The 23,069-nt window shown below is 70.0% G+C and carries 21 protein-coding genes and 1 pseudogene; 11 read left to right on the forward strand and 11 right to left on the reverse strand.

Translation table 11 applies throughout. From position 1 onward, the window contains the following. Positions 1-135: 135 nt before the first annotated feature. Together VHD82_RS01310 and VHD82_RS01315 are read right to left on the reverse strand one after the other, a co-directional pair. The gene (locus VHD82_RS01310; protein WP_325696046.1) at positions 136-1,788 is read right to left on the reverse strand and encodes a methane monooxygenase; all 1,653 of its coding nucleotides are present in this window, start codon (positions 1,786-1,788) and stop codon (positions 136-138) included. Positions 1,789-1,898: 110 nt separating this feature from the next. After that, on the reverse strand, positions 1,899-2,132 hold the full coding sequence (locus VHD82_RS01315) for a hypothetical protein (protein ID WP_325696048.1): 234 nt from the start codon (positions 2,130-2,132) through the stop codon (positions 1,899-1,901). Positions 2,133-2,253: 121 nt separating this feature from the next. Between VHD82_RS01315 and VHD82_RS01320 the strand changes: the two genes are divergently transcribed. Both VHD82_RS01320 and VHD82_RS01325 read left to right on the forward strand, forming a co-directional pair. Continuing rightward, positions 2,254-4,044 carry a sigma-54-dependent Fis family transcriptional regulator gene (locus VHD82_RS01320; protein WP_325696050.1) on the forward strand — a complete coding sequence of 597 codons (1,791 nt, stop codon included), beginning with the start codon at positions 2,254-2,256 and terminating at the stop codon, positions 4,042-4,044. Positions 4,045-4,130: 86 nt separating this feature from the next. Further along, positions 4,131-5,315, forward strand: coding sequence for an MFS transporter (locus VHD82_RS01325; protein ID WP_325696052.1), 1,185 nt, complete (start codon positions 4,131-4,133; stop codon positions 5,313-5,315). Between the two features lie 93 nt (positions 5,316-5,408). Here the strand turns inward: VHD82_RS01325 and dinB are convergent, their stop codons facing one another. Beyond that, positions 5,409-6,605, reverse strand: coding sequence for a DNA polymerase IV (dinB, locus tag VHD82_RS01330; protein WP_325696054.1), 1,197 nt, complete (start codon positions 6,603-6,605; stop codon positions 5,409-5,411). A 360-nt stretch (positions 6,606-6,965) separates the two neighbouring features. Between dinB and VHD82_RS01335 the strand changes: the two genes are divergently transcribed. The 3 genes from VHD82_RS01335 (at position 6,966) to VHD82_RS01345 (ending at position 8,251) form a co-directional block, all read left to right on the forward strand. Further along, a complete protein-coding gene (locus tag VHD82_RS01335; RefSeq protein ID WP_325696056.1) occupies positions 6,966-7,091 on the forward strand; it encodes a hypothetical protein in 126 nt (41 codons plus the stop codon). 66 nt (positions 7,092-7,157) lie between these two features. Beyond that, on the forward strand, positions 7,158-7,718 hold the full coding sequence (locus VHD82_RS01340; protein ID WP_325696058.1) for a GNAT family N-acetyltransferase: 561 nt from the start codon (positions 7,158-7,160) through the stop codon (positions 7,716-7,718). Next, positions 7,670-8,251 carry a TetR/AcrR family transcriptional regulator gene (locus VHD82_RS01345; protein ID WP_325696060.1) on the forward strand — a complete coding sequence of 194 codons (582 nt, stop codon included), beginning with the start codon at positions 7,670-7,672 and terminating at the stop codon, positions 8,249-8,251. The genes VHD82_RS01340 and VHD82_RS01345 overlap by 49 nt, the downstream gene beginning before the upstream one ends. Here VHD82_RS01345 and VHD82_RS01350 read toward each other — a convergent pair. Further along, positions 8,248-8,706, reverse strand: coding sequence for a DUF1992 domain-containing protein (locus VHD82_RS01350; protein ID WP_325696062.1), 459 nt, complete (start codon positions 8,704-8,706; stop codon positions 8,248-8,250). The genes VHD82_RS01345 and VHD82_RS01350 overlap by 4 nt on opposite strands. Before the next feature lie 51 nt (positions 8,707-8,757). Here VHD82_RS01350 and ligD point away from each other — a divergent pair, with 51 nt between their 5' ends. The 3 genes from ligD (at position 8,758) to VHD82_RS01365 (ending at position 11,256) form a co-directional block, all read left to right on the forward strand. Continuing rightward, positions 8,758-9,687 carry a non-homologous end-joining DNA ligase gene (gene ligD, locus VHD82_RS01355; RefSeq protein WP_325696064.1) on the forward strand — a complete coding sequence of 310 codons (930 nt, stop codon included), beginning with the start codon at positions 8,758-8,760 and terminating at the stop codon, positions 9,685-9,687. Between the two features lie 66 nt (positions 9,688-9,753). Further along, on the forward strand, positions 9,754-10,695 hold the full coding sequence (locus VHD82_RS01360) for a sigma-70 family RNA polymerase sigma factor (RefSeq protein WP_325696066.1): 942 nt from the start codon (positions 9,754-9,756) through the stop codon (positions 10,693-10,695). Positions 10,696-10,998: 303 nt separating this feature from the next. Then, on the forward strand, positions 10,999-11,256 hold the full coding sequence (locus VHD82_RS01365) for a hypothetical protein (RefSeq protein WP_325696068.1): 258 nt from the start codon (positions 10,999-11,001) through the stop codon (positions 11,254-11,256). Between the two features lie 375 nt (positions 11,257-11,631). Here VHD82_RS01365 and VHD82_RS36685 read toward each other — a convergent pair. Both VHD82_RS36685 and VHD82_RS01375 read right to left on the reverse strand, forming a co-directional pair. Then, a pseudogene (locus VHD82_RS36685) lies at positions 11,632-12,021 on the reverse strand (DUF6801 domain-containing protein); the annotation flags it as partial. A 357-nt stretch (positions 12,022-12,378) separates the two neighbouring features. Beyond that, on the reverse strand, positions 12,379-14,415 hold the full coding sequence (locus VHD82_RS01375; RefSeq protein WP_325696072.1) for an AMP-binding protein: 2,037 nt from the start codon (positions 14,413-14,415) through the stop codon (positions 12,379-12,381). Positions 14,416-14,958: 543 nt separating this feature from the next. Between VHD82_RS01375 and VHD82_RS01380 the strand changes: the two genes are divergently transcribed. After that, complete coding sequence (locus tag VHD82_RS01380) at positions 14,959-15,291, forward strand: hypothetical protein (RefSeq protein ID WP_325696074.1); 333 nt, start codon at positions 14,959-14,961, stop codon at positions 15,289-15,291. A 71-nt stretch (positions 15,292-15,362) separates the two neighbouring features. Then, positions 15,363-15,776 (forward strand): hypothetical protein, encoded by a 414-nt coding sequence (locus VHD82_RS01385; RefSeq protein ID WP_325696075.1) that lies wholly within the window; start codon positions 15,363-15,365, stop codon positions 15,774-15,776. 204 nt (positions 15,777-15,980) lie between these two features. Here the strand turns inward: VHD82_RS01385 and VHD82_RS01390 are convergent, their stop codons facing one another. From VHD82_RS01390 to VHD82_RS01405, 4 genes are read right to left on the reverse strand one after another with little or no spacing between them, the layout of a single operon-like run. Next, positions 15,981-16,484 carry a GNAT family N-acetyltransferase gene (locus tag VHD82_RS01390; protein WP_325696076.1) on the reverse strand — a complete coding sequence of 168 codons (504 nt, stop codon included), beginning with the start codon at positions 16,482-16,484 and terminating at the stop codon, positions 15,981-15,983. Positions 16,485-16,522: 38 nt separating this feature from the next. Beyond that, positions 16,523-17,494, reverse strand: coding sequence for a phosphotriesterase-related protein (locus tag VHD82_RS01395; protein WP_325696078.1), 972 nt, complete (start codon positions 17,492-17,494; stop codon positions 16,523-16,525). Then, positions 17,491-19,008 (reverse strand): long-chain fatty acid--CoA ligase, encoded by a 1,518-nt coding sequence (locus VHD82_RS01400; protein WP_325696080.1) that lies wholly within the window; start codon positions 19,006-19,008, stop codon positions 17,491-17,493. Before VHD82_RS01400 ends, VHD82_RS01395 begins: the two co-directional genes overlap by 4 nt. Further along, the gene (locus VHD82_RS01405) at positions 19,005-20,717 is read right to left on the reverse strand and encodes an MFS transporter (protein WP_325696082.1); all 1,713 of its coding nucleotides are present in this window, start codon (positions 20,715-20,717) and stop codon (positions 19,005-19,007) included. The genes VHD82_RS01400 and VHD82_RS01405 overlap by 4 nt, the downstream gene beginning before the upstream one ends. 160 nt (positions 20,718-20,877) lie before the next feature. Here VHD82_RS01405 and VHD82_RS01410 point away from each other — a divergent pair, with 160 nt between their 5' ends. After that, positions 20,878-21,579: a helix-turn-helix domain-containing protein gene (locus VHD82_RS01410; protein WP_325696084.1), complete on the forward strand. Its 702-nt coding sequence runs from the start codon at positions 20,878-20,880 to the stop codon at positions 21,577-21,579. On the opposite strand, the gene VHD82_RS01415 is transcribed toward VHD82_RS01410, so the two are convergent. After that, a complete protein-coding gene (locus VHD82_RS01415; protein ID WP_325696086.1) occupies positions 21,530-23,014 on the reverse strand; it encodes an NAD(P)/FAD-dependent oxidoreductase in 1,485 nt (494 codons plus the stop codon). The two genes, VHD82_RS01410 and VHD82_RS01415, sit on opposite strands and share 50 nt — an antisense overlap. Positions 23,015-23,069: the final 55 nt, after the last annotated feature.

The raw sequence follows: 23,069 nt of genomic DNA on the forward strand, positions 1-23,069 counted from the left end.
CGGGAATGGCTTGCGAGGCGGTGCGAGTAGCGGAGCCGGTTGAGGGCCCACCGCAAGCGGCTCCGCCGCTTGGAACAGCTACGGAAATCGGAATGGGGAGGGCACCGGCAGGCTCCGGGGCCCTCCCCGGCCCGGTCAGCCGGCCGCCGGCGCGGGACGGCCCGCCGGGCCTTGCCTGTTGTAGTCGGCGACGAAGGCGGCACGCTCGTCGTCACTCATCTGGTTGAGCAGCACGTTGGGGCTCTGCACCTCCGGCATCCGCCGCAGGTGGTCCAGCGTCCACATCTTCTTGGGGTCCAGGTCCAGGTGTGGCTGGGCGACCATGGTCTTGCCGTCGTCGCGGACGAAGCCCATGTCGGACACCACGTCGGCCCAGTTCCAGCCGTGGTACAGGGTCTCCCACTCACGGGCGCCGATCAGCTTGCCCATGTTCGGGGTGTTGCGGCCCTGGTAGGTGGGCCGGAACGCCTCGGCGTCGGTCCAGCGGCAGGTCTCCGAGCAGTAGGTGCGCCACTGGCCGTCGACCTTGTCGGTCACCATGTCCTCGCGGATCAGGCAGGGCACCATGCAGGTCCAGCAGCGGTGCGGGTACACGTAGTCCACGTCCTCGGCGACGATCGGGTGATGCCCGTTCGGCGTGGCGAGGCGGGCGTAGTTCTCCCACCACTTGCCGTACTTGTCGTACCAGCCCGGGTACTTGAACTCGAACCACTCGAAGTCCTTGTCCGTCATCGGGTCGATCCGCCAGTAGTTGGCCAGCCACCCGGTGGCGAAGAACTGGGCGACCTCGTGCACGTAGCCCTTGTTCCAGATCCGGTTCCACGCCTCCTCGATCAGGTCGTGCGGGATCTCCAGGCCGTACTTCTCCAGCGGCACCAGGTAGCTGCGGTAGTAGTCGTCGTAGATCCACCGGCGCCACATCTCCGCGTAGGACTCACGGTCCTTGCGGCGGTCCTTCGTGCCGTACTCGATGAAGGTGCCGATCGCGGCGTCGACCACGGCGTGGTTGTTCCACCACGCGTAGCGCAGGTCGCGGGCCAGCAGCTGGTGGTTGCTCTCGTCGGACAGCGCCATCAGCAGGGTGGCGTAGCCGTTGGAGATGTGCCGCGACTCGTCCGACTGCACCGAGTGGAACACCGTGGGCAGCAGGTAGTCGCCGTTGGCGGCGGCCTCGGCCGGCATCGCGACGAACAACGTGTTGGTGAACGCGGTTTCGGCGACGATGGTCAGGTAGATGCTCGCCGCGGTGATCGCGTCACCGGTGATGAACCCCTCCGCGAACTGGCGGCCGATCGTGCCGCAGTAGTCGTTCTGGAAGTTGCGCAGGCTCGAGTTGAACCCGGCGGGGTCGATGTAGTTGTTCATGTACAGGCGCTTGAGGTTCTGCTGGATCGTGGAGTGCCGGACCTCGTCGATCATCTGGATCGCCTGGCCGTTGTGCAGCTCCGGGTTGGGCACCGTGCGGAACAGCAGCGGCATCGCCCTGGCCGCGGAGATCTCCGGCAGCGGGATGATCGAAAGGAACAGCTTCTGCCATTCCAGCCAGCGTTCCTGGACCTGGCGGAACATGTTGCCGCGGATGGCGCCGTCCTCGGCGCCGTACACCCGGTGGTCTTTTTCTTCCTGCATCGGGAAATACGACCGCAGCACCTGCTTGAGCGGGTCCTTCTTCTTGGCCTTGCGGAACGTGTAGTCCGTCCCGTACTGGGAAACCGGCTCGTGGTACGCCGGCTCCCAGGAGAGTTCCTGAATCTTCTGGTGGGCTTTCGCCACGCTTTGGCGGCTCATTTCGGCTCCTTACCCGGCGGCGCGTTGGTCCATGCGTGGGGCGCTCGTCCTACGTTTTCGATTACAAGCCCCGGCGGGCGTGACGCGGGTCTCAATATGAGACATCGGGTTCACTCGTCCTCGAACATCGCGCGGCGCAGCTCCGCGAGGGTGGCCCGCTTCTGCTGCCCGAGCCGGTTGTCCCCTTCCGGGGTGGGCGTGATGCCCAGGGCGCGCAGCAGTTCGGCGGCGGGCTCGCCGGGATGGCCGCCCTCCCCGAATTCCGGATGCAACCCCTGGTCGGCCAGGTGCCGGAACACCACGTTCACCACGGTCCACGGGTTGTACGTCTCGTGCTCGGCCATGGGTCCATCAGACCGCCGCGCGGGCGGGGAGCGTGTCTCAATTTGAGACACGGGCACTGGACCATCTGGCCTACGCTGTGACCGGCGGCACAAAGACGTGACGCGGCTGGAGGCCGACCTGATGGAGATCGCAAGACAGCAGACGATCCTCCCCGACGACGAGGGGCTGGCCCGTACCAGAGTCCGTTTCCTCACGGCCGAAACGGTGGAACCGGATCAGGTGCGCGACGCGATCCTCGCTTCGTGGTGGCGGTCCCGGGAGTTCGAGGTACCCGCCGACCACATCGATCTGCCCTACTTCGCCGAGCAGAACCTCGACACCCCGATGCTGCGCGGCGCGACACCGGTGCTGGAGCGGCTCGGCGACCAGCTGGAGGGCCAGCCGATCAGCCTGATCATCACCGACCCCACCGGGGTGGTGCTCAGCCAGCGCACCGGGGACACCGATCTGCGCCGGCACCTGGAGAGCGTCGAGCTGGTGCCCGGCTACAGCTACGGCGAACGGTTCGTCGGCACCAACGGCATCGGCACCGCGCTGGAGGACGGCCGGGCCACGTACGTGTTCGGGCACGAGCATTACGCCGAGCACCTGGAGAACCTGGCGTGCGCCGGGGTGCCGATCCAGCACCCGATCTCCGGCAAGACCATCGGCGCGGTCGACCTGACGTGCTGGCGCAAGGACGCCGGCGGGCTGCTGGTGGCGCTGGCCAGGACGACGGCCGAGCAGATCCGGCAGGCCCTGCTGACCCACAGCAACCTGCGCGAACTCGTGCTGTTCCAGGCATACCTGCAGGCGTGCCGCCGCACCACCGGCATCGTGATGGCCTTCAACAAGGACATCGTGATGATGAACGACTGCGCCCGGCAGCTGCTCGACCCCGCCGACCAGTCCGTGGTGCTCAGCCGCGCGCGGGAGGAACTGGCGGCGGGCCGCCGCGCGACGGCGACGCTCACCCTGTCCAGCGGCGGCAAGGTGCGGCTGTATTGCCGTCGTGTCGACGGACATCGCGAGGGCGACGTCGCGGGCGGGGTGCTTTCGGTGAAACTCCTCGAACCCGACGCCGACACCGGGACTTCGGCGCTGCCGATGCTGCCGATGTTCCTGCCCGGCGTGGTCGGGTCGGCGCCGCTGTGGCTGCGCTGCGGGCACGACGTCGACCAGTGTTTCGCGCGGCGGGAATGGGTGGTGCTGGCGGGCGAGCCAGGTACCGGGAAGTACACCCTGGCGCGCGGCGTGCACCAGCGGCGCAACCCGGCCGGCCGGCTGCACGTGCTCGACGCGACGCGCGCCGACGACTGGGCGGAGGAGCTGCATCGCGAGCTGATCGAGGATCCGCCGGACTCGGTGGTGATCCGGCACGTGGACAAGCTCTCGCCGGCCGACGTGCGCACGCTGATCTCCACGCTGGAGGAGGCGCGCGCCGACACGAGGGCGCCGTGGGTGGCGCTGACCCTGGCCTCGGACACCGACCCCGCGCTGGCGGAACTGCTCGCGTACTTCCCGCGCACGGTCTCCGTGCCACCGCTGCGGCGGCACGCGGAGGACCTCGGCGATCTGGTGCCGTTGGTCCTGAACCGGATCTCGACCGGGCTGTCCTGCTCCCCCGCCGCGCTGCACCTGCTGATGCGGGCGAACTGGCCGGGCAACGTGGCGCAGCTGCAGCGGGTGCTCAAGCAGGTGAGCAAGCTGCGGCGCACGGGCACGATCCATCCGGTGGACCTGCCGGCCGAGTACCACACGATCAACCGCCGGCAGCTGAACCGGTTCGAGGCCGTGGAGCGGGACGCGATCGTCCGCGGCCTCGAAGACGCCGGCGGCAACAAGCTGCGTGCCGCGAAGCTGCTCGGCATTTCGCGCGCGACGATTTACCGCAAAATCCACGAATACGGCATAGTCACCCCGGATCACTGAGCCGCGCTGTGACAGCGCCCACCCCCGGGAATGCCGGAGCCTGACCTCGCGTCCTTGCCCGTTGTCGGTTCGGAACGGGGAGGGGCATGGCGCACGCGCGCAGTCTGCGGCTGGTGATGATCGTGCTGGCGTTCGCCTGCGGGGCGACGGTGGCGAACCTGTACTACCCGCAACCGCTGCTGGACGAGATCTCGTCGGCGTTCTCGGTCAGCCGCGGCAGCGCCGCGCTGGTGGTGACGCTGACCCAGCTCGGGTATGCGGCGGGGCTGGCCCTGCTGATGCCGCTGGGTGACCTGCTGGAGAACCGGAAACTGTCTTCGCGGACGCTGGTGTTCACCGCGCTGGCCCTCGTGGTGGCGGGGCTTTCGCCCGTGTTCGGGGTGTTCCTCGCCGCGTCCGTCCTGATCGGACTGACGTCGGTGGTGGCGCAGATCCTGATCCCGTTCGCCGCGCACCTGGCGCCGGAGGATCAGCGGGGCCGGTTCGTCGGCACCGTCATGACCGGTCTGCTGCTGGGCATCCTGCTCGCCCGGACGGTGTCCAGTTTCGTCGCGGCCGCCTGGGGCTGGCGCACGATCTACCTGGTTTCGGCGGCGCTCATGCTGCTGGTGGCCGTCGCCGTGCGGCGCCTGCTCCCGAGCCGCGCGCCGACGCACACGGCCGGTTACCCGCAGCTGATGCGCTCGATCCTGACCCTGGTCCGGGAGGAGCCCGCGCTGCGGCGGCGGGCGGCGTGCCAGGCACTGCTGTTCGGCGCGTTCTCGGCGTTCTGGACCTCGATCGCGTTCGAGCTGACCAGGGAGCACGGGCTTTCCCAGACCGGGATCGGGATTTTCGCCCTCGTCGGTGCGGCAGGCGCGGCGGCGGCGCCCATCGCGGGGCGGCTCGGCGACCGCGGGTACGGAAGCCTCGGCAGCGGGGTGGCTCTCGCGCTGGCGACGGTCGCGCTCGTGCTGGCCGACCTCGGGGCGCACAGCCTGGTGGTGCTCGCGGCGGCCGGGGTCCTGCTGGACCTGTCCGTGCAGGGGCACCAGGTGTTCAGCCAGCGGGAGATCTACGGCCTGCGCGCCGATGCCCGGGCGCGGATCAACACCGTCTTCATGACCACGATCTTTGTCGGCGGCGCCCTCGCCTCGGCGATCGGCGGCGGCCTGTACGACGCCGCCGGCTGGAGCGGCACGACCCTGTTCGCCGCCGCGCTTCCCTTGGCAGGACTGGGAATCTGGGCGGCCTCCCGGCGCGGGGCGCGGGCGGCGGTGCCGGCCGGCTGAGCGTGCCCGGCCTCGCGCGGCGGGCCCATCGAGGGTGGCGACGGGCGAGGCCGCCACCCGCACCGCCACGCAAACCCCTTCCCAGAACAGTCCTCAGTCCGGTAACAGTGGCACGCTCTGCCCCTCCTCGTGATGCAGCAGCATCGCGCGCGTGACCGCCTTGGCCCCGAAGCGGTCGCGCACCGAATCCAGCGTCTGGTCCAGTGCCGTGGTGTCGGGGCCGTCGAAGGGCAACGCCAGCTGCACCGCTCCGTTACTGTCCAGATTGGACAGTATGACGCCGATCAGGGTGAGCCCGCCGTCCTCGATCAGCGGCCACGCCGTCCGCAGCAGTTCCCTTGCCGCGGCGAGGATCGCGGCGGTGTCGGCCGTCGCGCCGCGCAGCGTGTGGGAGCGGGTGGCGCGGGTGAAATCCCCGAAGCGCAGCCGTACGGTGACCGTACGGCAGACCCGGTGCGCGCCCCGCAGCCGGCGGGCGAGCTTGTCGACCAGGGCCGCCAGGATCACGTCCAGCTCTTCGAGGCTGCGCCGCCCGCGCCCCAGCGCCCGCTGCGCGCCCATCGAGCGGCGCCGCTTGCCCGGTTGCACCGGGCGCGGGTCGTGGTTGTGCGCCAGCGCATGCAGATGGCGGCCCACGCCGCGGCCGAGCATCGACACCAGCGTGGCCTCCCCCAGCCCGGCCACCTCCCCGACCGTGCGCACGCCGCGGCGACGCAGCTTTCCCGCCGTCACCTCGCCGACCCCCCACAGCCGCTCCACCGGCAGCGGATGCAGGAACGCCAGCTCCCCGTCGTGCGGCACCACCAGCAGCCCGTCCGGTTTGGCGACCCCGCTGGCCACCTTCGCCAGGAACTTCGTGCGCGCCACGCCCACCGTGATCGGCAGCCCGATCTGCTCGGCGACGTCCCGCCGCAGCCGGGCGGCGATCTCCGCCGGGCTGCCCGAGATCTTCGCCAGGCCGCCGACATCCAGGAACGCCTCGTCGATCGAGATGCCCTCCACCAGCGGCGAAGTGCGTTCGAACACCCCGAACACGGCCTTGCTCGCCGCCGAGTAGGCAGACATCCGCGGCGGCACCACGATCGCCCGCGGGCACAGCCGCCGCGCGAGCCCGCCGCCCATCGCCGTGCGCACCCCACACGCCTTGGCCTCGTAACTGGCCGCCAGCACCACCCCGCCGCCGACGATCACCGGCCGCCCGCGCAGCGCGGGATCGTCACGCTGCTCGACCGACGCGTAGAACGCGTCGAGATCGGCGTGCAGGATCGGGCCTTCGGGGTTCACGAACATATGTTCGCACCGGGTACCGACAATTCCGGGTCACCGGAAGATTCAGGGGCTTTCGGCCCTACTGGCCACCGCGTCCGCGGGCCACTCTTTTCCTCAAGCCACGACTCGCACCCGGGTCCGGGACGTGGCCCGGCCCTCCGGTTCCCAGACGGTCGCGGTTCCGAAGGCCTCCACCGGTGCAAGCAAAGCGCTGTGGGAACCGGCCTAGTTTCACGACTCCCTGTCCCGTGGACTAGGCCGGTCACGCGCCGCGCACCACTTTCCGCCACCTTGACACCCCTGTCCCCGGATCGGGGTGTTTTCCGGCGCGTCACGGGGTAATCCCGCCCGCCGAGGCCTGGTGGCGGTAAGGAAATGATCATGGACATCGTGGAACCGAGGAATCCGGGCCCGCCGGAAGAACAGTGGCGGGAAGAGTCCGTGCCCGAGCAGATCCGCTGGGAAGACGCGGAGTTCGAGCCGACCATCGTGCGGGGCCGGGAATGACACACTGAACCGGTTCATGACGGCTGTCATAGTGCCGCGGCGCCCTCCGCGCGGTACAACGGGACTATGACGCTTGTCATGGAGTTCCGTGAGCTCACCGGCAGCACGGCCGACCGGGCTCTGCTCGGCCGCGTCGTGCTCGCCAGTTCCCCGGCCAGCCTGAGCAGGCGGTTCTTCCTCGGCGGGAAACCCGACCCGGCCGACATCCTGGTCCGCTACCAGCGGTACCTGCTGGCCGGGCCGCCGGCCGGGACGGCGGTGCTCGCGCTGGCCTGCGGCGTGCCGGCCGGGCTGGCGAACCTGGCGGTCAGCGCGCCGGGCGAAGCGGATCTGGGCCTGCTGGTGGCCGATCCGTGGCAGCGCAGGGGCATCGGCACCGCGCTCACGCAGGGTCTCTGGCGTTCCGGGCGCTGGCCCGGCTGGACGGTGCATGCGTCCGTGCTCTCGGACAACCTCGCGGCGAAGGCCTTGCTGCGCGCGCAGGGTTTCCGGTTACTACCAGGCGCCGAGCGCGGGCAGGACGACTACGAGCTGCGCGTGCCCACTACCATGACACTTGTCATGAAGGAGGCGGAGTCATGCCCAAGCCGCCGCGTGAGCGGATCGTTTTCAGCGCCGCGCAGCTGATCCGGACCCAGGGGGTCAGCGGCACCGGGATGCGCGACGTGGTCAGCCACGCCGGGGCGCCCCGCGGGTCGCTGCAGCACTATTTCCCCGGCGGTAAGGAACAACTGGTCAACGAGGCCGTCGCGTGGGCGGGCGGGTACGCCGCGCGCCGGATCCGGCGGGCCGTCGACGCGATGGACGAGCCCACCCCGGGCGGACTGTTCGCGGCCATGATCGCGCAGTGGCGCGACGAACTGACCGCGGAGCAGTTCACCAAGGGCTGCCCGCTGGTTGCCGCGGCGGTGGACACGGCCGCGGTCAGCGAAGGCGTGCGTGACGCGGTGAGCGAGGCGTTCACCGGCTGGCGGCGCCCGGCCGTGGCCGCGTTGCGGGAAATGGGCGTGCCGCCCGCGCGAAGCGAATCGCTGGCGCTGCTGATGATCAGCGCGCTGGAAGGGGCGATCGTACTGGCCCGCGCCCATCGCGACACGGCCCCGCTCGACGCCGTGCTGGCCGAGCTGCGGCCGTTGCTGGACGCGGCCGTCGAACGTTAACGGCGCCACCACCGCTTACGCGTTTCAGGCTCCGGCTGCTGGACTTCGGGCTCCGGCGGCCGGGTGGCGCGCCACTGCGCCACCACTTTCTCGACGTCCACAGGCGCCACGGGGATGTTCGGGCCGCTCGGCGCCCGCAGCCACGCCACGATCTGGGTGTTCAGCTCGGCCACGGCGGCGCGCACCGAGTGCTCGGTGCGCAGCGCGTGCACGGTCTCGGGCAGCTGAGAGATCTGCTTGCGCAGCCGGAGCGATTCGGGCAGCAACGCGTCCGCCGAAAGGCCCTCCCGGTCGAGTTTCTGCTTGATCCACCAGTTCTCGTCGCGCTCGCGCAGCCCGGGCAGCGGCTTGCCAGCGCCGGGCAGGTTCTCGAACTCCCCGCGCTCCTGCGCCCGCCGGATCTGCTCGTCCACCCACGACTCGACGCTCGTCCCGCGTGGCTTGCGCTCGGTCATGACGGCGATTATCCCAGGCCCGCTCGAGCGTTCCAGGCTAGTTTCGTGCTCATGGCGAAGGATTCCGCGGTGGAACTGGAGGTCGGCGACCGGACGGTGCGGATCTCGAATCCGGACCGGGTCTATTTCCCGGCGCGCGGCGAAACCAAGCTCGACCTGGCGAACTACTACCTCTCCGTCGGCGACGGCATCGTGCGCGCGCTGCGCGAGCGGCCGTGCATGCTGCACCGCTACCCGTCCGGGGTGACCGGCGAGAAGGTGCACCAGAAACGGATCCCGCACGGGGCGCCGCCGTGGCTGGAGACCGTGCGTGTGGAGTTCCCGCGCTACAACAGGCACGCGTACGAGCTGTGCGTGACGGAACTGGCCAGCGTCATCTGGGCGGTGCAGATGTCCACCGTCGAATTCCACCCCTGGAACTCCCGCCGCGCCGACACCGAGAAACCCGACGAATGGCGCATCGACCTGGACCCGATGCCACAGTGCCCGTTCGACCGCGTGCGCCGGGTCGCGCACGTCGCGCACGAGGTCCTCGACGAGCTCGGCGCGGAGGGCTGGCCGAAGACCTCCGGTGGTCACGGGCTGCACATCTACGTGCGCATCGAGCCACGCTGGGGGTTCACCGAGGTCCGCCGGGCCGCGCTGGCCTTCGCCCGCGAGGTCGAACGGCGCGCGCCCGGCGACGTGACCACCACCTGGTGGCGCAAGGACCGCGACCCGGAGCTGCTGTTCGTCGACTACAACCAGAACGCCCGCGACCACACGATCGCCAGCGCCTACTCGGTCCGCGGCGGGCCGGAGGCCACGGTGTCCACGCCGATCACGTGGGCCGAGGTGGACGACGTCGAACCCCGCGAGTGCACGATCGCCACCGTCCCGGGCCGGTTCGCCGAATTCGGCGACCTGCACGCGGGGATCGACGACACCGCGTTTTCGCTGGACACCCTGCTCGAGTGGGCGGAACGGGACGGTCTCGAATAGCGGAATTCCGTCGCCGGTTCGTTCGTTGAACCGTACGGATCTCCGCGAAAGGGGGGCGATACCGACATGACCACCACCGAACGGTTCTCCGAAGAGCCGGACTCGGTCCGCCTCTACCTGGACGCGATCGGCACCACGCCGCTGCTGACCGCGACCGAAGAAGTAGACCTGGCCAAGCGCATCGAGGCCGGGGTGTACGCGGCCGAGCTGCTTCGCCGGGCCGATGCCGGGGAGCAGGAGCCGGCGCACCCCCGCCGGGAGCTGGCCGCCGTGGCCGAGGACGGGGCGCGCGCGAAGGAGCACATGATCCGGGCGAACCTGCGCCTGGTCGTCTCGATCGCGACCAAGCGCCGGAACCGCGCGCTGCCGCTGCTGGATCTGGTGCAGGAGGGCAATCTCGGCCTGATCCGGGCCGTGGAGAAGTTCGACTACGCCAAGGGCTACAAGTTCTCCACCTACGCGACCTGGTGGATCCGGCAGGCCATGCAGCGCGGCACCGCCGTCGCGGCCCGCACCATCCGGCTGCCCGAGCACACCTACGACCAGCTGGCCAAGCTGGACCGGGTGGACCGCACGCTGCGGCTCAGCCAGGCGCACGACCCGACGGCGGCCGAGCTGGCCGAGGCGGCCGCGATGACGGTCGAGCGGGTGCTGGAACTGCAGCGGATCGGGCGCGACACGGTCAGCCTGGACACCCCGGTCGGCGACGACGGGGAAACGGCGCTCGGCGACCTGGTGGGCACCGGCCCGGCGGACCCGGTCGGCGACGTGATCGGCCGCGAGGCCGCGGCCGCCGGGCTGGACGCGACGCTGGACACGCTGCCGCCGCTGGCGAAGAAGGTGATCACGCTGCGGTACGGGCTGGCGGACGGGCGTGAGCGCAGCGTGCAGCAGACGGCCGAGCACGTCGGGCTGCGGCGGGCGCAGGTGCGGCAGCTGGAGGCGGAGGCGCTGACGCGGCTCCGCGAACCGGACTCCCTGGAGTCGCTGCTGGCGCTGGCGGGCTGAGCCGGTCCACTGTGGACGAGGCCGTGGCATCCGCTGCCGCCGCCTCGTTCCGGTTTCGCGGGAAAGCACCGGGTCACCGTGCTGTTCTTCGTCATCGTGTGACAGGAAACGGCACCTGGGCGCGCTTTCCCGGTTTTCCTGGGCATGACCGGGTGCGGCCCGTACCATCGTTGATCTCTCCCGATGCCGTGAAAGGCGGGCCGTGCCCTGCTGGAGAACCGCAACGCCGAACTGCTCGCGTCGGGTCCCCGCTGGCTCGCGGTCGAGCTCCGTCCGCACGCCGGGCGGATCGCGGCCGCGACCGTGCACGAGGTCCAGGGCTCGGTGCCCGCCTATTCCCGGCCGCTGACGGGGAAGTTCGGCAGGTCCTTCACCGAGAGCATCGAACCGGCCGTGCTGCACGTGATCGACAGCATCGGAAATCCCAACATCGCGCACGGCGACTGGGTGGAGCTGTTCCGCAACCGCGGCAGGCTGGAGTTCATCGAGGGCCGCAGCCTCGACTCGCTGCGGGCCGCGGCCTCGCTGGTGACGGGCATGAACCGGAACGCGATGAAGTAGCCCGTGCTCCGCGGCAGTGCCAGGTCGCCGAGGGTGTCCACGGTGTCGGCTGCGGTCCCGGTGTACAGCCCGGCGTCGAAGGTGCCGTGGCCGACCAGAGTTCCGAGCCGGGTTTGGCGATCCGCGAGGTGGTGTCGACCGGGAAGTGCGCGGTGAGCAGCGGTGGCGCGTCCGCCGCGGCCGTGACCGGTGCCTTGGCCACGGGCGCGGTACCCACGGCGATCGTGGCCAGCTTTGCCGCGACCGAAGGATCGGCCGTGCGGCCGAGGTCACTAATGGCTCGCCTTGGTGCACAAGGATTTTCGGCGCGAGCGAGGTGAGGGTGAGATCGGCCCGCGCGGTGACGGCGAAGACGGGGACCCGGCCGTCGAGGCTGATCCGCAGCTCGCCCGGCGCCGGCAGCGCGGTGTCCGTTGTGGACAGTCCGGTCGCTTCGAGCGCCATGGCGGCACCACCCTGCGTCACGGTCAGTTCCACCGCCGCCGAGGCATCGACGGTCGTGCGGCCCGCGGCGCGGAGTGTGCCCACGGCGCCGGCGGGGAGGACGAGCGTGACCGTCGGCCGGGCGGCCACCACCTGCGTGCCCGGCGCGACCGAGTCGGGGAAGGTCGCGCTGAACGACGCCGGCACCGCGATGCTCCCGCACCTGCTGGTGCCCGCCCTGGACGCCGGGCCCGCGGCGGCGGGCACCGCGGGCAGCAGCGCCGCCACGGCGGCCAGACCCGCCACGGCGACGACGGCGCGGAACGCGGAAACCGATCGCATCAAAGGAATCCCGGGAAAGAGAAAGGACAACGGGCCCGGGCGACGTTACCGGCGCGTAAGCATTGCCTATAATGATCGTCGCCCGGCCCGGTGAAATAGCCGGAATTCTTGTCACGAAACTGCGCGCTGCCGTTTCCGGACTTGTCACGGAAATCGGCGGCCGGTGCGTTTTTGGCAGTTTCGCCAGCACTCGGGTAAGCGCTTTCCTCACCTGCGGAAGGGGTTTTCCCGGCGCTCTGGGAATGCGGCGCCGACGGCTTTACCTGTGCCGCGCCGGTAGCAGCAAGGAGGTGTCCAGCCCGTGCGCACGACGAAGACGGAGAGTGCCCCGGGCACCCTCCGCCGCAGGTCGGGCCGCTACGAAAAGCGGGTGTTGCCCGCCAGCCAGCCGTCGTCGAAGAGCACGCGCTTGAGCACCTTGCCGGTCTGGGTGCGGGGCAGTTCGTCGATGAAGATCACCTCGCGCGGGATCGCGAAGCGTGCGACGCGATGACGGAGGAAGTCACGCACCACGTCCTCGTCGAGGCGCGCGGCCGGATGCGCCACCACGAAGGCGACCAGGCGCTGCCCGAACTCGTCGTCGGGCACGCCGATGACGGCCGCGTCCAGCACCCCGGGCAGGGTGGCCAGCGCCTCCTCCACCGGGCGCGGGAACACGTTCTCGCCACCGGAGACGATCATGTCGTCGTTGCGGCCGGAGACGAACAGCCGCCCGTCCGCGTCGAGGTAGCCGCGGTCGCCGGTGTCCATCAGCCCGTGCCGGATCTCGCGGCGGGAACCGTCGGTGTAGCCGTCGAAAAGCAGGTCGTTGCCCACGTGGATCCAGCCGATCTCGCCCGGTGGCAGCGGTTCGCCCGCCGGGCCGAGGATCGCCAGCCGGGAGCCCAGCGGCGGATAGCCCGCGGTGGCCGGGGCGTTGCGCAGGTCCTCGGGGGTGGCGACCGCGGCGGCGGAAACCTCGGTGGAGCCGTAGAAGTTGTAGAGCACGTCGCCGAAGGAGTCCATGAACCCGGTGACCAGCGCCGCCGGCAGCGCCGAGCCGCTGGAGACCACGACGCGCAGGCTGGAGGTGTCGTACTCCTCGCGGACCTCGGGCGGCAGCGCCATGATCCGCTGCAGCATCACCGGAACCACGAACATGGTGGTGACGCGGTGTTCCTCGATCGCGCGCAGGCAGTCCTCGGCGTCGAACTGGCGCTGCAGCACCAGGCACGCGCGTAGCGGCATGCCGACCTGCAGCGCCGAAAGGCCCCAGGTGTGGAACAACGGGGTGGACAGCAGCATCCGGTCGCCGACGTGCAGCGGGATCCTTGACAGCAGCGCCACGGCCGCGCCGAGCCCCTTCGGCGTCGGGCGCCGCGCGCCCTTCGGGGCGCCGGTGGTGCCCGAGGTGAGCACGACGAGGCGGCCCGGGTTCTCCGGCGGCTCGAACCGGGCCTCCGGCGCGCCCTCGATCAGCCCGTCGAGGGTCGCGGTGTTCAGCCACGCGGCCGTTTCCGGCAGGTTGACCAGCAGCGGGGTGAACTCCTCGTCGGCGATCAGCACCCGCACGCCCTGCTGGTACACCGCGTCCGTGACCTGCGGTTCGGCGAGGCCGGTGTTGAGCAGCAGCACGTCCACGCCGAGCTTTCCGCAGGCCAGCAGGACATGCACGAGCGGGGAATGGTTACGGGCCAGCACCGCCACCTTGCGGTCGCCGCCGACGCCCAGTTTCTCCAGCACCACCGCGAGCCGGTCCGCACGCCGGGACAGCTCCGCGAACGTCCACTGCGCGCCGTCCTCGTCGATGACCGCGACGCCCTTGGGTTCACGCGCGGCCGCGGCGGTGTACCCGCCGGCCAGCGTCGCACCCCAGCGAGACAGCGCCCGCATCTGCCGGACCACCTTGTCCGGCCGTGCCGGGAGCAGGATGCCCGACTGCACCAACGTGTTCGCCACCTGCAGGGACCCGGCCGCGCGCGCGGGCGGGAGTGGTTCGGGCTCGCCGGAGAGGTACCGGCCGATGCGCGCGAGCCCGTCGCCGATCCAGTGCCGGAACTCGTTCGCGGTCAGCCGGGAACCCTGGGCGGAACGGAAGAAGATGCACTTCACCGTGGTGCGGTCGCGGCCGGCGTCGACGAGCTGGACGGATACACAGCCCGCCGTGTCCGGGTCGCTGTCCAGCACGAACTGCTCGTCGCGGCGGCTCAGCAGCACCCGCAGCTCGTGCTCGACCGCCTGGCCGCAGACATTGGCGCGCAACCGGTAGCGGGCGCCACGGCCGCTGCCGCTGATCCGGTCGCAGGCCCCGACGCCGCGGAAGAACCGCGGGTACAGCTCCGGCTCGGCGATGACCCTCCAGACGGCCGACCGGGGGTGGTCGATGTCCAGATCGAACGTGACGCAGTCAGGCATTCTCCCGAACCTAGGGAGACTTCTGGCGGATGGTCAACGACACACGGGGTTTTCCGCGTGCCGGATGCAAAAACGAGGACGTTTTTGTCGCCCTCGTGAGTGCCGCGGCTCGCGGCGGCGCCGGGTCAGCCGCCTGGTGCCAGTCCCGGCCCGCCGGGTGCTGGGCGCGATGACAACTTCACCGGCCGATTCACCGATGCCTTGCGGAATGACTTTTCCCGGAATTGGCTTACTCACCGGTAGCCAAGGATCAGCGCCCATTCCTCACGTGATTCGAGTATCACCGCAGATACATCGGAGGAGCACTGTGAGAAATCGGAGAAGAACGAAGAGGTGGATCGCCGCGGCCGTTTCGGGCGCGGTGGTGGCCGGAACCGCGGTCACCGCGATCCTGCTCGGCACGGGAACCAGTCCCGCGGATCCCGCTTCCCTCACCCTCGATTACAGTTGCCCGTTTCCCCTGATCGGCACCCAGCAGCTGAAAATAGTGATCAGCGCGGACGTCCCGGCCACGGCCACGGTGGGTGAGCCGGTGCCGCGACGGTGGAAGGCAGCGCACAGGCCGGCTCGACCCTGACCGCGCCGGAGGGCACCATCCCGGTCACCGTGCCCGCGACGGTCCCGGTCACCCCGGTGCCCGCGTCCGGCACGTTCGACGTGACGGCCACCGGTTCGGCGCCGTCGCTGACCTTCACACAGGCCGGCACCGACACCGGGCTGGGTACCTTCGACTCGGCGTGCACCCAGGCCGCCGGGCAGAACAACACCCTGGCAGCCATCCAGATCAGCGGCGGCACCACCACGGAGCCGACGACGACCGAGCCCACCACGACCACGTCGTCACCGGGCGGCGGGATCGCTACGGGTACAACCTGAAGGGCTCGTCGACGCTGAAGACCCTTGGCGCCAAGCTGCCGCTGACCGGTGGCATCGCCGCCGGCCTCGACGTGGCCACCGGCGCGTGCACCGGAGACCTGACGCTCGACCCGACCACGCTCGAGGCCTCGCTGTTCAAGTTCATCCCGATCACCGCGAACGTGGCGTTCGCTCAGGAGGGACAGACCACCCGCACCCTGGCAGGCGGCGTGCTCAGCTCGGACAGCGAGACCACGGTCGAACTGCCCGTGGTCAAGGTGTTCGGCTTCCCGGCCGGCAAGACGCCGAACTGCCGGACCGCCGGCCCCTCGGACATCGCGCTGAAGTCCGGCCCCGGCTTCGACCCGCTCGCGGGTGGCAGCCTGAGCGGGACCTACGGGATCGCCAAGCTGACCGGCTGCGGTCCGCTCAACGACCTCGTCAGCACACTGGCCACCGGGCCGGGCGACACGATCGACGTCAACCTGACCCCGAAGGCCTCGTAGCCGGGTTCGCCTTGCCGGGCCCGCTCTCCGCGTTGGTGGGGGGCGGGTCCTTTTGTTGCGCCACAAACGAGTTGGGTGGTCATCCTGGAGGCGGCCCCTCCGGCGAGCGCGCAGTGTTCAACGCTGGGGATCGGCGCGGTGGCGGGGCGTGGGCGTGGTGACGGCTCGCTTCGCATTGCCGGGCGGCGGTTTGCGCGTGACGTGTCAGGCCAGGTCCAGGCGGTAGCCGAGCTGGCGATGGGTGCCGATCCGTGCACCGTCGGGCAGCTCCGTGCCGTCCGGCGTCCAGCCGCGCGACGCGTAGAACGCCCGTGCCCGGTCGTTGAAATCCCATACCCACAGGCGTGCCGCGCGAACCCCGGCAGCGGTCCACGTCCGCACCATCCCGGTGTGCAGCGCCCCGCCGATTCCCCTTCGGTGCCAACGTGGATCGACGTGGATCTGGTACAGCTCGGCCGACACTGACGGATCATCCTCGGGCACATGAGGCGGGCCGAGGATGACAAATCCCGCGACGCAGCCCTCGGGTCTGGCGACGAGCACGGTGTTCCGCGGGTTGGCGATGATCCCGGCATAGGTCGCCGGATCGCGACGGTTCTGTTCCGCCGTAACCTCTTCGGACTGGAAACCGCGATAGTAATCAGCCCGCGCGCGGACGTGGACGCCGAGGATCTCCTCCGCGTCACCCGCACCGGCCCGCTCGATCATTTTCGGCATCCCGGGCGACGCCACCCCGCTTTCCCTCCTCAGCCCGCGGTTTCGAAGAACCGGCGTGGCACGTCGACGAGCATGGTCTCGATCTGGGCGTCGGTCACCCCGCGCTCGCGGACGAACGGGAGCACCTCGGCACCGATGTGCAGATAGTGCCACTGTGGCAGCACGACCGGCAGCAGCTCCTGGTCCACCCAGTCGATGTAGCACGAAGCGTCCTGCGAGAGCACCATCTGCTCCGCGTAACCGCGGCGGCACATCTCGATCAGTGTCTGCGCCCGCGCCTCGAACGTGGTCTCCAGGTTGATGCCGAACCGGTCCATGCCGAGGACGAACCCGGCGTCGGCCAGCAGGCTCAGGTACTCGCAGTCGGTGGTGTCACCGCTGTGACCGAGCACGACCCGTCCCGGCTCCACGCCCTCCTCGTCGCACAGCACCCGTTTCACGTCGAGGCCCGTCCGCGAGCCGGGATGCGTGTGGACGGTGATGGGCACGCCGGTTTCGTGGTGTGCCTTCGCGACCGCGCGCATCACGCGTTCGACGCCGTTGGTCAGGCCCTGCGCGTCGATCGCGCATTTGAGCATCCCGGCCCGCACGCCGGTGCCGGTGATCCCTTCCTTGATGTCCCGGACGAACATCTCCACCAGCGGCTCCGGCTTGCCCAGCGCGGGGCCGCGGTAGTGGAAGAAGAACGGGACCGAGTCGTAGGTGTACAACCCGGTCGCCACCACGATGTTGAGCTCCGGCACCTGCTCGGCCACCCGCTGGATGCGCGGGATGTAGCGGCCGAGCCCGATCACCGTCGGGTCCACAATGGTCCGTACGCCCTGTGCGGCCAGCGCGCGCAGTTTCCCGGCCGCGTCGGCGATCCTCGGCTCCTCCTCGCCCCACTCGCCGGGATGGTTCTGCTGCACGTCGGCGGTCATCGTGAAGATGTGCTCGTGCATGTAGGTCCGGCCGAGGTCACCGCTGTCGATCTTGCCCCGTACGGTGGCCACTTCGGTCATCGCAGCTCCTTCTTGAGGATCTTCCCGGTCGGCCCCTTGGGGAGTTCGGCGACGACCCGCACCTCCCTCGGGTACTTGTAGGAGGCGAGGCGCTCCCGGCAGTAGTCAACCACCGCGGCGCAATCCACCTCCGCGCCCGGCGCGGGGCTGACGACGGCGACCACTTCTTCGCCGAGCTTTTCGTCGGGACGGCCGATCACCGCCGCCTCCCCGATCGCGGGATGGGTGTAGAGGACTTCCTCGATCTCGCGCGGGTAGACGTTGTAGCCGCCGCGGATGATCAGGTCCTTCTTGCGGTCCACGACGTAGTAGTAGCCGTCCTCGTCGGCGTAAGCGAGGTCGCCGGTGTGGAACCAGCCGCCACGGAAGGCCTTCGCTGTCTCGCCGGGGCGTTTGTAGTAGCCCTTCATCACGTTGTGCCCGCGGATCACGATCTCGCCGACGTGCCCGGGACCGGGCGGCAGCGGGTTGTCGTGCTCGTCGACCACGCGCACCTGCACGCCCCAGATCGGTTTGCCGATGGAGAGCACCTTGCGCTGTTCGGCGCTGATGTTGAAGGTGGTGGTGCTCGCCGTCTCGGACAGCCCGTAGCCCTCCAGGATCACCACCCCGGTGAACTTCTCCTCGAACAGCCGCATCGTCTCGCCCGGGATCGCCGCCCCGCCCGACGTGCCGACCCGCAGGCTCGACACGTCGCGCCCGGTCAGATCCTGGTGCGCCAGCGCGAAATACATCGTGGGGACACCGGAGAAGATCGTGCACCGGTAGTGCTCGATGGCGTCCAGCACGGCCCCGGCGTCGAACCGGGGCACCAGCACCACCGTACCGCCGAACCGCACGCAGACGTTGAGCACGCTGGAGAGCCCGAAGACGTGGAACAGCGGCAGCACCGCGACGCCGATGTCGTCGTCGCGGAACCCGAACAGCTCGCCACTGACCGTACAGTTCATGTACAGCTGGAAATGCGTCAGCTCCGCGCCCTTCGGCCGGCCCGTCGTGCCGCTGGTGTAAAGCAGCACGGCCGTGTCGTCGGCGTTGGTCGGCTCGACGTCACCTGTGTTCTCCGCGGCGTACAGCTCGTCGTAGTGCCGGGTGCCTTCGGGCCGTCGGTCCGAGCCGCCCACGGTGACCACGAACGTCGTCACACCGTCCACTTCGGACGCCGCCGTGGTGGCCTCGGCGGCGAACGACTCGAAGGTCACCAGCACCTTCGAGTCCGAATCCTCCAGGTGGTAGACGATCTCCGCGGCCCGCAGCAACGGGTTCAGCGGCACCATCACCAGCCCGGCCTTGAGGATCGCGAAGTAGGTGAACAGGAACTGCGGCAGGTTCGGCAGGTGCACGGCGACCTTGTCGCCGCGCACCAGGCCGAGCCCGCGCAGGCTCGCCGCCACCCGCCCGGAGATCTCGTCGACCTGGGCGTAGCCGAACGCCTGGTCGCCGAAATGGCACAGCGGTTTGTCCGGACTGCTCGCCCGCGACTCGGTGAGCATGGCGGCAAGGTTGAAACTCATACTCCTCCTTCACGCAGCGCGGCCAGCTCGCGCTGCACTTCGGCCTCGTGCCGGTCGACGTCCTCCTTGGCGCGGCGCGGACTCCAGCGTCCCGCCATCACCAGGATCAAGGGCAGGAACACGAGTTCGCCACCGATGCAGACCCACCACCAGGTGCGCCACTGCCCCGGCGTCGCGGCGGCCGCGTCCACGACGGTCTGGCCGTTCTCCTTGAGGTAGGCCAGATCCGCGGGCGGGACCGTGGCCACGGCCCGCAGCCGGGCGGTCGCCTCGGCCGGGGTGATCTTCTCCGCCGTGGCGATCTCGCCGACTGCCCGCACGCCCGCGACCGGGTCCGCCGGGTTCGCGGACAGCGCCGCCTGTGTCGCGGGGTCGACCGCGGCGAGCGTCTGCAGCTGCGGGGCGTACTTCGCGCTCAGCTCGGCGACCTGGGTACCGTGCTCGACCAGTGGCGACATGGAGTTCACCACGAACGGCAGCACGGCCACCGAAAGCGCGACCACGATGCGCACGATCCAGCCCCACACCGCGAGCCCGGTCGCGGTCAGCGCCGGATTGCGCCGCTCGACGGTCTCGGTGAAGCTCGCCATCCACGGCGCGTACGCGATCCCCATGAACACCGCGAGCAGGCTGATGATCCAGACGAACGTGTAGTAGCCCGTGTGCGGATACGACGTGCGCGAAGCGAACACGATCGTCATCACGATCGCGCCGATCCCGCCGACGACCATGAACGGTTTTCGCACGCGCAGGGCGTCGGAGGCGATGCCGACGAGGATCAGCGCGAGCGCGTCGAAGGACCAGAACCAGTTGCCGAGCCCGTTCGCGTCGGCCAGCGAGAACCCGAAGATGGTCGTGAAGTAGATGGTGAAGAACCCGACCGCGGTGTAGTAGATGATCAGGAACACCGCTATCGCGAAGGCCGAGCCGATGATGTCCACGTGCAGCATCTGCCGCCACGGATGTTTGAGGCCCTCCTCCGCGTCGATGCCCCTGGCGCGGGCCTCGACGAGCGCGCGGTCGCGCATGCTGACCATGAGCTGGTCGCGCAGCCGCGGGGAGAGTTCCTTGAGGCCGAACAGCGCGACCACGAACATGACGAGCCCGACGATGCCGCAGATGACGAACTGGCTCTGCCAAGCGGGCCGCGAGTTCACGGTGTGGCTGGAGACCTCGGCGAGCACGAGGGAGCCCACGACCGGGCCGAGCGTCCAGAAGCCCATCGCCGAGGCGCGGCCCAGCTGCGGGGAGAAGTCCCGTACGAGCGCGGGCGTCGCGACGAGGATGATGCCCTCGACGAAGGCGACCACGACGAACAGCACCGCGAAGACCGCGCCGTTGGGCGCGTTGGGCAGCCCGAACAGCACGAGCAGGGCGGTGACGGCGAGCCCGTAGACGACGAGATTGGCCCGGCCCCACCGGTCCGCGAGCCCGGCGACGAGCGACGCGAACGCGCCGATGAGGTTGCCGACCGCGGTGATGTAGACGTAGGTGGAGAAGGACATCCCGAAATGCGCCATGATCGCGGGCGAGACGGCGCCCGGCACGTACAGCTCGTAGTACAGCACGATCGTGGCCAGCACGGCGATCGCCAGGCAGGTCATGCGCCGCGCGGTGCCCGGGTAGTGCTCGAGTTGCCGGCGCCAGAGCAGCCGTGGCAGCCCTCCGCCCGCCGGCTGTGGTGCGATGTCCGTGACGCCTGCGGCCATGACGACCGCCTCCTTCGGCTCGCTTCGTTGAGAACCCTGGGTGCGTGCACTGCCGGGCCGGGCCCGCCCGCGAACTGCGGTTACGCTCGTCCTGTCCGTTTGTTCCGTCGCTTGTCGATGTTCAAGGGTACGAGCGGGTACTTTAGAAGCGAGGGGTGTGATGAAGCAAGAGGGGTCGCTGGCAAGGACGCACGAACGCAACCCCGGCCTGCCCCGGGGCCGCGCGAGCCTGCCCGCCGACGCGGTGAAGGCCGCCCAGCGCGAGCGGCTCATCCGGGCGATCATCGCCGCGTCCGCCGAGCACGGGTACCTCCGCGTGACCATCGCCGACGTCGTCAGCAGGGCGAAGGTCTCCCGCGCCGCGTTCTACGCGCATTTCGCGGACAAGGTCGACTGCCTGCTGGAGGCGACGCTCTACGGGCGCCAGCTGCTGATCGGCCACATCCGGGCGGAAACCCACGCGCTGCCAAGGGAAACCCCGTCCGAAGAGGTACTGCGGGTGGCCTGCCGGGCGTTTCTCGCGTTCCTGACCGGGGAGCCGGAGTTCGCGCGCGTGTTCTACCTGGAGCTGCCCAGCGCGGGCCCGCTCGCGATCGGCCGGGCCGTCGAGGCGCAGGCCGCGTACGCCCGGCTGAACGAGAGCTGGCACCGGCGCGCCCGGCGGCTGGACCCGGGCCTGCCCGCTGTCCCGCCGGAGGCGTTCCACGCCGCCGTCGGCGCCACCACCGAGCTGGTCCGCGCCGCCGTCCACAATGGACACCCGGCGCTGCCCGCGCTGGAGGACACCCTCGTGTCGCTGCACCTGGCACTGCTCACCGCGAAGCCGTGGCAGGGTCGGACGAGCGCTTCGCGGCACGACTGAAGGTGACCGCGTCGTCGATGGGGCCGCGGCGGAGCAGGAGGACGTCGCGCGGGTAGTTCTGATGCAGGCGCCACGGGGCGGCCGCGCCCTGCTTCGGCAGTTTGTCGATGCTGCGCAGCACATAACCCGCCTGCAGGTCGATGAACGGCACGTCCGGCAGCGGGCCCTCGGGCGTGTTCGGCGTGACCACCTGGTATCCCCGCGAAGCCATGTGCCGCAGCACCCGGCAGACGTAGCGGGCGACGAGGTCGGCCTTGAGCGTCCAGGAGGCGTTGGTGTAGCCGATCGTCATCGCGAAGTTCGGCACCCCGGACAGCATCATTCCCTTGTACGACACCGTCTTCGCCAGGTCGACGCCGGTGCCGTCGAGGCTGATCTTCATCCCGCCGACCGGCAGCAGGTTCAGCCCGGTCGCCGTCACCACGATGTCGGCCTCGAGCTCCTGGCCCGAAGCCAGCCGGACGCCGCGCTCGGTGAACTCCGAGATCCCGTCGGTCACGATGGACGCCTGCCCCTTGCGCACGGCCCGGAACAGGTCGCCGTCCGGCACCACGCACAGCCGCTGGTCCCACGGTTCGTAGCGCGGCGCGAAATGCGTGTCCACGTCGTAGCCCTCGGGCAGCTGCCGCCGCACCCCCTGGCGCAGGAGCTTCTTCACCAGCCCCGGCCTGCTGCGGCTCAGCTCGAACATCAGCGTGCCCAGCAGCACATGCTGCCAGCGCAGGAACGGCGTGAGCACCTTGTCCGGCACCAGGTTCTTCAGCCGCCCGGCGAGCTTGTCCTTGCCCGGCAACGCGATCACATAACTCGGCGAGCGCTGCAACATCGTCACGTGCCCGGCCGTCCCGGCGAGCGCGGGCACGAGCGTCACCGCTGTCGCGCCGCTGCCGATCACGACCACCTGCTTGCCCGCGTAGTCCAGATCCCCGGGCCAGTGCTGCGGATGCACCACCGTGCCCCGGAAGTTCTCGATGCCCTCGAACTTCGGGGTGTAACCCTCGTCGTAGCGGTAGTAGCCGGAGTTCACGAACAGGAAGCCGCAAGTGATCTCCACGATCTGTCCGCCGGCCTCCGCCCGGACCGTCCATTGTGCACGGTCGCTGGACCAGTCCGCGGCCACGACGCGGTGGCCGAAGCGGATCTCCCGGTCCACCCCGAACTCGCGCGCGGTCTCGCGGATGTAGGTGCGGATCGACTCGCCGTCGGCGATCGCCTGGGCGTCGGTCCACGGCCGGAACCCGTAGCCGAGGGTGAACATGTCCGAGTCGGACCGGACGCCGGGATAGCGGAACAGGTCCCAGGTGCCGCCGATCGCGTCGCGCGCCTCCAGGATCGTGAACGTGCGGCCGGGCAGCTCGCGCCGCAGGTGGCAGGCCGCGCCGATACCGGACAGCCCGGCCCCGACGATCAGCACGTCGACATGGTCCCGCGTCATGACACTCCCCGGTCTCGGCTGGTCTTCAGCGCCGGTTGCCCATCCGGCCCAAAAG

It is taken from the genome of Amycolatopsis sp., from assembly GCF_035546795.1.
Lineage (GTDB): Bacteria > Actinomycetota > Actinomycetes > Mycobacteriales > Pseudonocardiaceae > Amycolatopsis_E.

Excerpts from the sequence above, each read along its gene's own strand:
- VHD82_RS01410 (WP_325696084.1), top strand. The coding sequence starts at position 20,878 with ATGAAGCAAGAGGGGTCGCTGGCAAGGACGCACGAACGCAACCCCGGC.
- ligD (WP_325696064.1), top strand. The coding sequence starts at position 8,758 with ATGGCGAAGGATTCCGCGGTGGAACTGGAGGTCGGCGACCGGACGGTG.
- VHD82_RS01325 (WP_325696052.1), top strand. The coding sequence starts at position 4,131 with ATGGCGCACGCGCGCAGTCTGCGGCTGGTGATGATCGTGCTGGCGTTC.
- VHD82_RS01340 (WP_325696058.1), top strand. The coding sequence starts at position 7,158 with ATGACGCTTGTCATGGAGTTCCGTGAGCTCACCGGCAGCACGGCCGAC.
- VHD82_RS01400 (WP_325696080.1), bottom strand. The coding sequence starts at position 19,008 with ATGAGTTTCAACCTTGCCGCCATGCTCACCGAGTCGCGGGCGAGCAGT.
- VHD82_RS01390 (WP_325696076.1), bottom strand. The coding sequence starts at position 16,484 with ATGATCGAGCGGGCCGGTGCGGGTGACGCGGAGGAGATCCTCGGCGTC.
- VHD82_RS01360 (WP_325696066.1), top strand. The coding sequence starts at position 9,754 with ATGACCACCACCGAACGGTTCTCCGAAGAGCCGGACTCGGTCCGCCTC.
- VHD82_RS01335 (WP_325696056.1), top strand. The coding sequence starts at position 6,966 with ATGGACATCGTGGAACCGAGGAATCCGGGCCCGCCGGAAGAACAGTGG.
- VHD82_RS01375 (WP_325696072.1), bottom strand. The coding sequence starts at position 14,415 with ATGCCTGACTGCGTCACGTTCGATCTGGACATCGACCACCCCCGGTCG.
- dinB (WP_325696054.1), bottom strand. The coding sequence starts at position 6,605 with ATGTTCGTGAACCCCGAAGGCCCGATCCTGCACGCCGATCTCGACGCG.
- VHD82_RS01345 (WP_325696060.1), top strand. The coding sequence starts at position 7,670 with ATGCCCAAGCCGCCGCGTGAGCGGATCGTTTTCAGCGCCGCGCAGCTG.
- VHD82_RS01395 (WP_325696078.1), bottom strand. The coding sequence starts at position 17,494 with ATGACCGAAGTGGCCACCGTACGGGGCAAGATCGACAGCGGTGACCTC.
- VHD82_RS01415 (WP_325696086.1), bottom strand. The coding sequence starts at position 23,014 with ATGACGCGGGACCATGTCGACGTGCTGATCGTCGGGGCCGGGCTGTCC.
- VHD82_RS01350 (WP_325696062.1), bottom strand. The coding sequence starts at position 8,706 with ATGACCGAGCGCAAGCCACGCGGGACGAGCGTCGAGTCGTGGGTGGAC.
- VHD82_RS01405 (WP_325696082.1), bottom strand. The coding sequence starts at position 20,717 with ATGGCCGCAGGCGTCACGGACATCGCACCACAGCCGGCGGGCGGAGGG.
- VHD82_RS01315 (WP_325696048.1), bottom strand. The coding sequence starts at position 2,132 with ATGGCCGAGCACGAGACGTACAACCCGTGGACCGTGGTGAACGTGGTG.
- VHD82_RS01310 (WP_325696046.1), bottom strand. The coding sequence starts at position 1,788 with ATGAGCCGCCAAAGCGTGGCGAAAGCCCACCAGAAGATTCAGGAACTC.
- VHD82_RS01320 (WP_325696050.1), top strand. The coding sequence starts at position 2,254 with ATGGAGATCGCAAGACAGCAGACGATCCTCCCCGACGACGAGGGGCTG.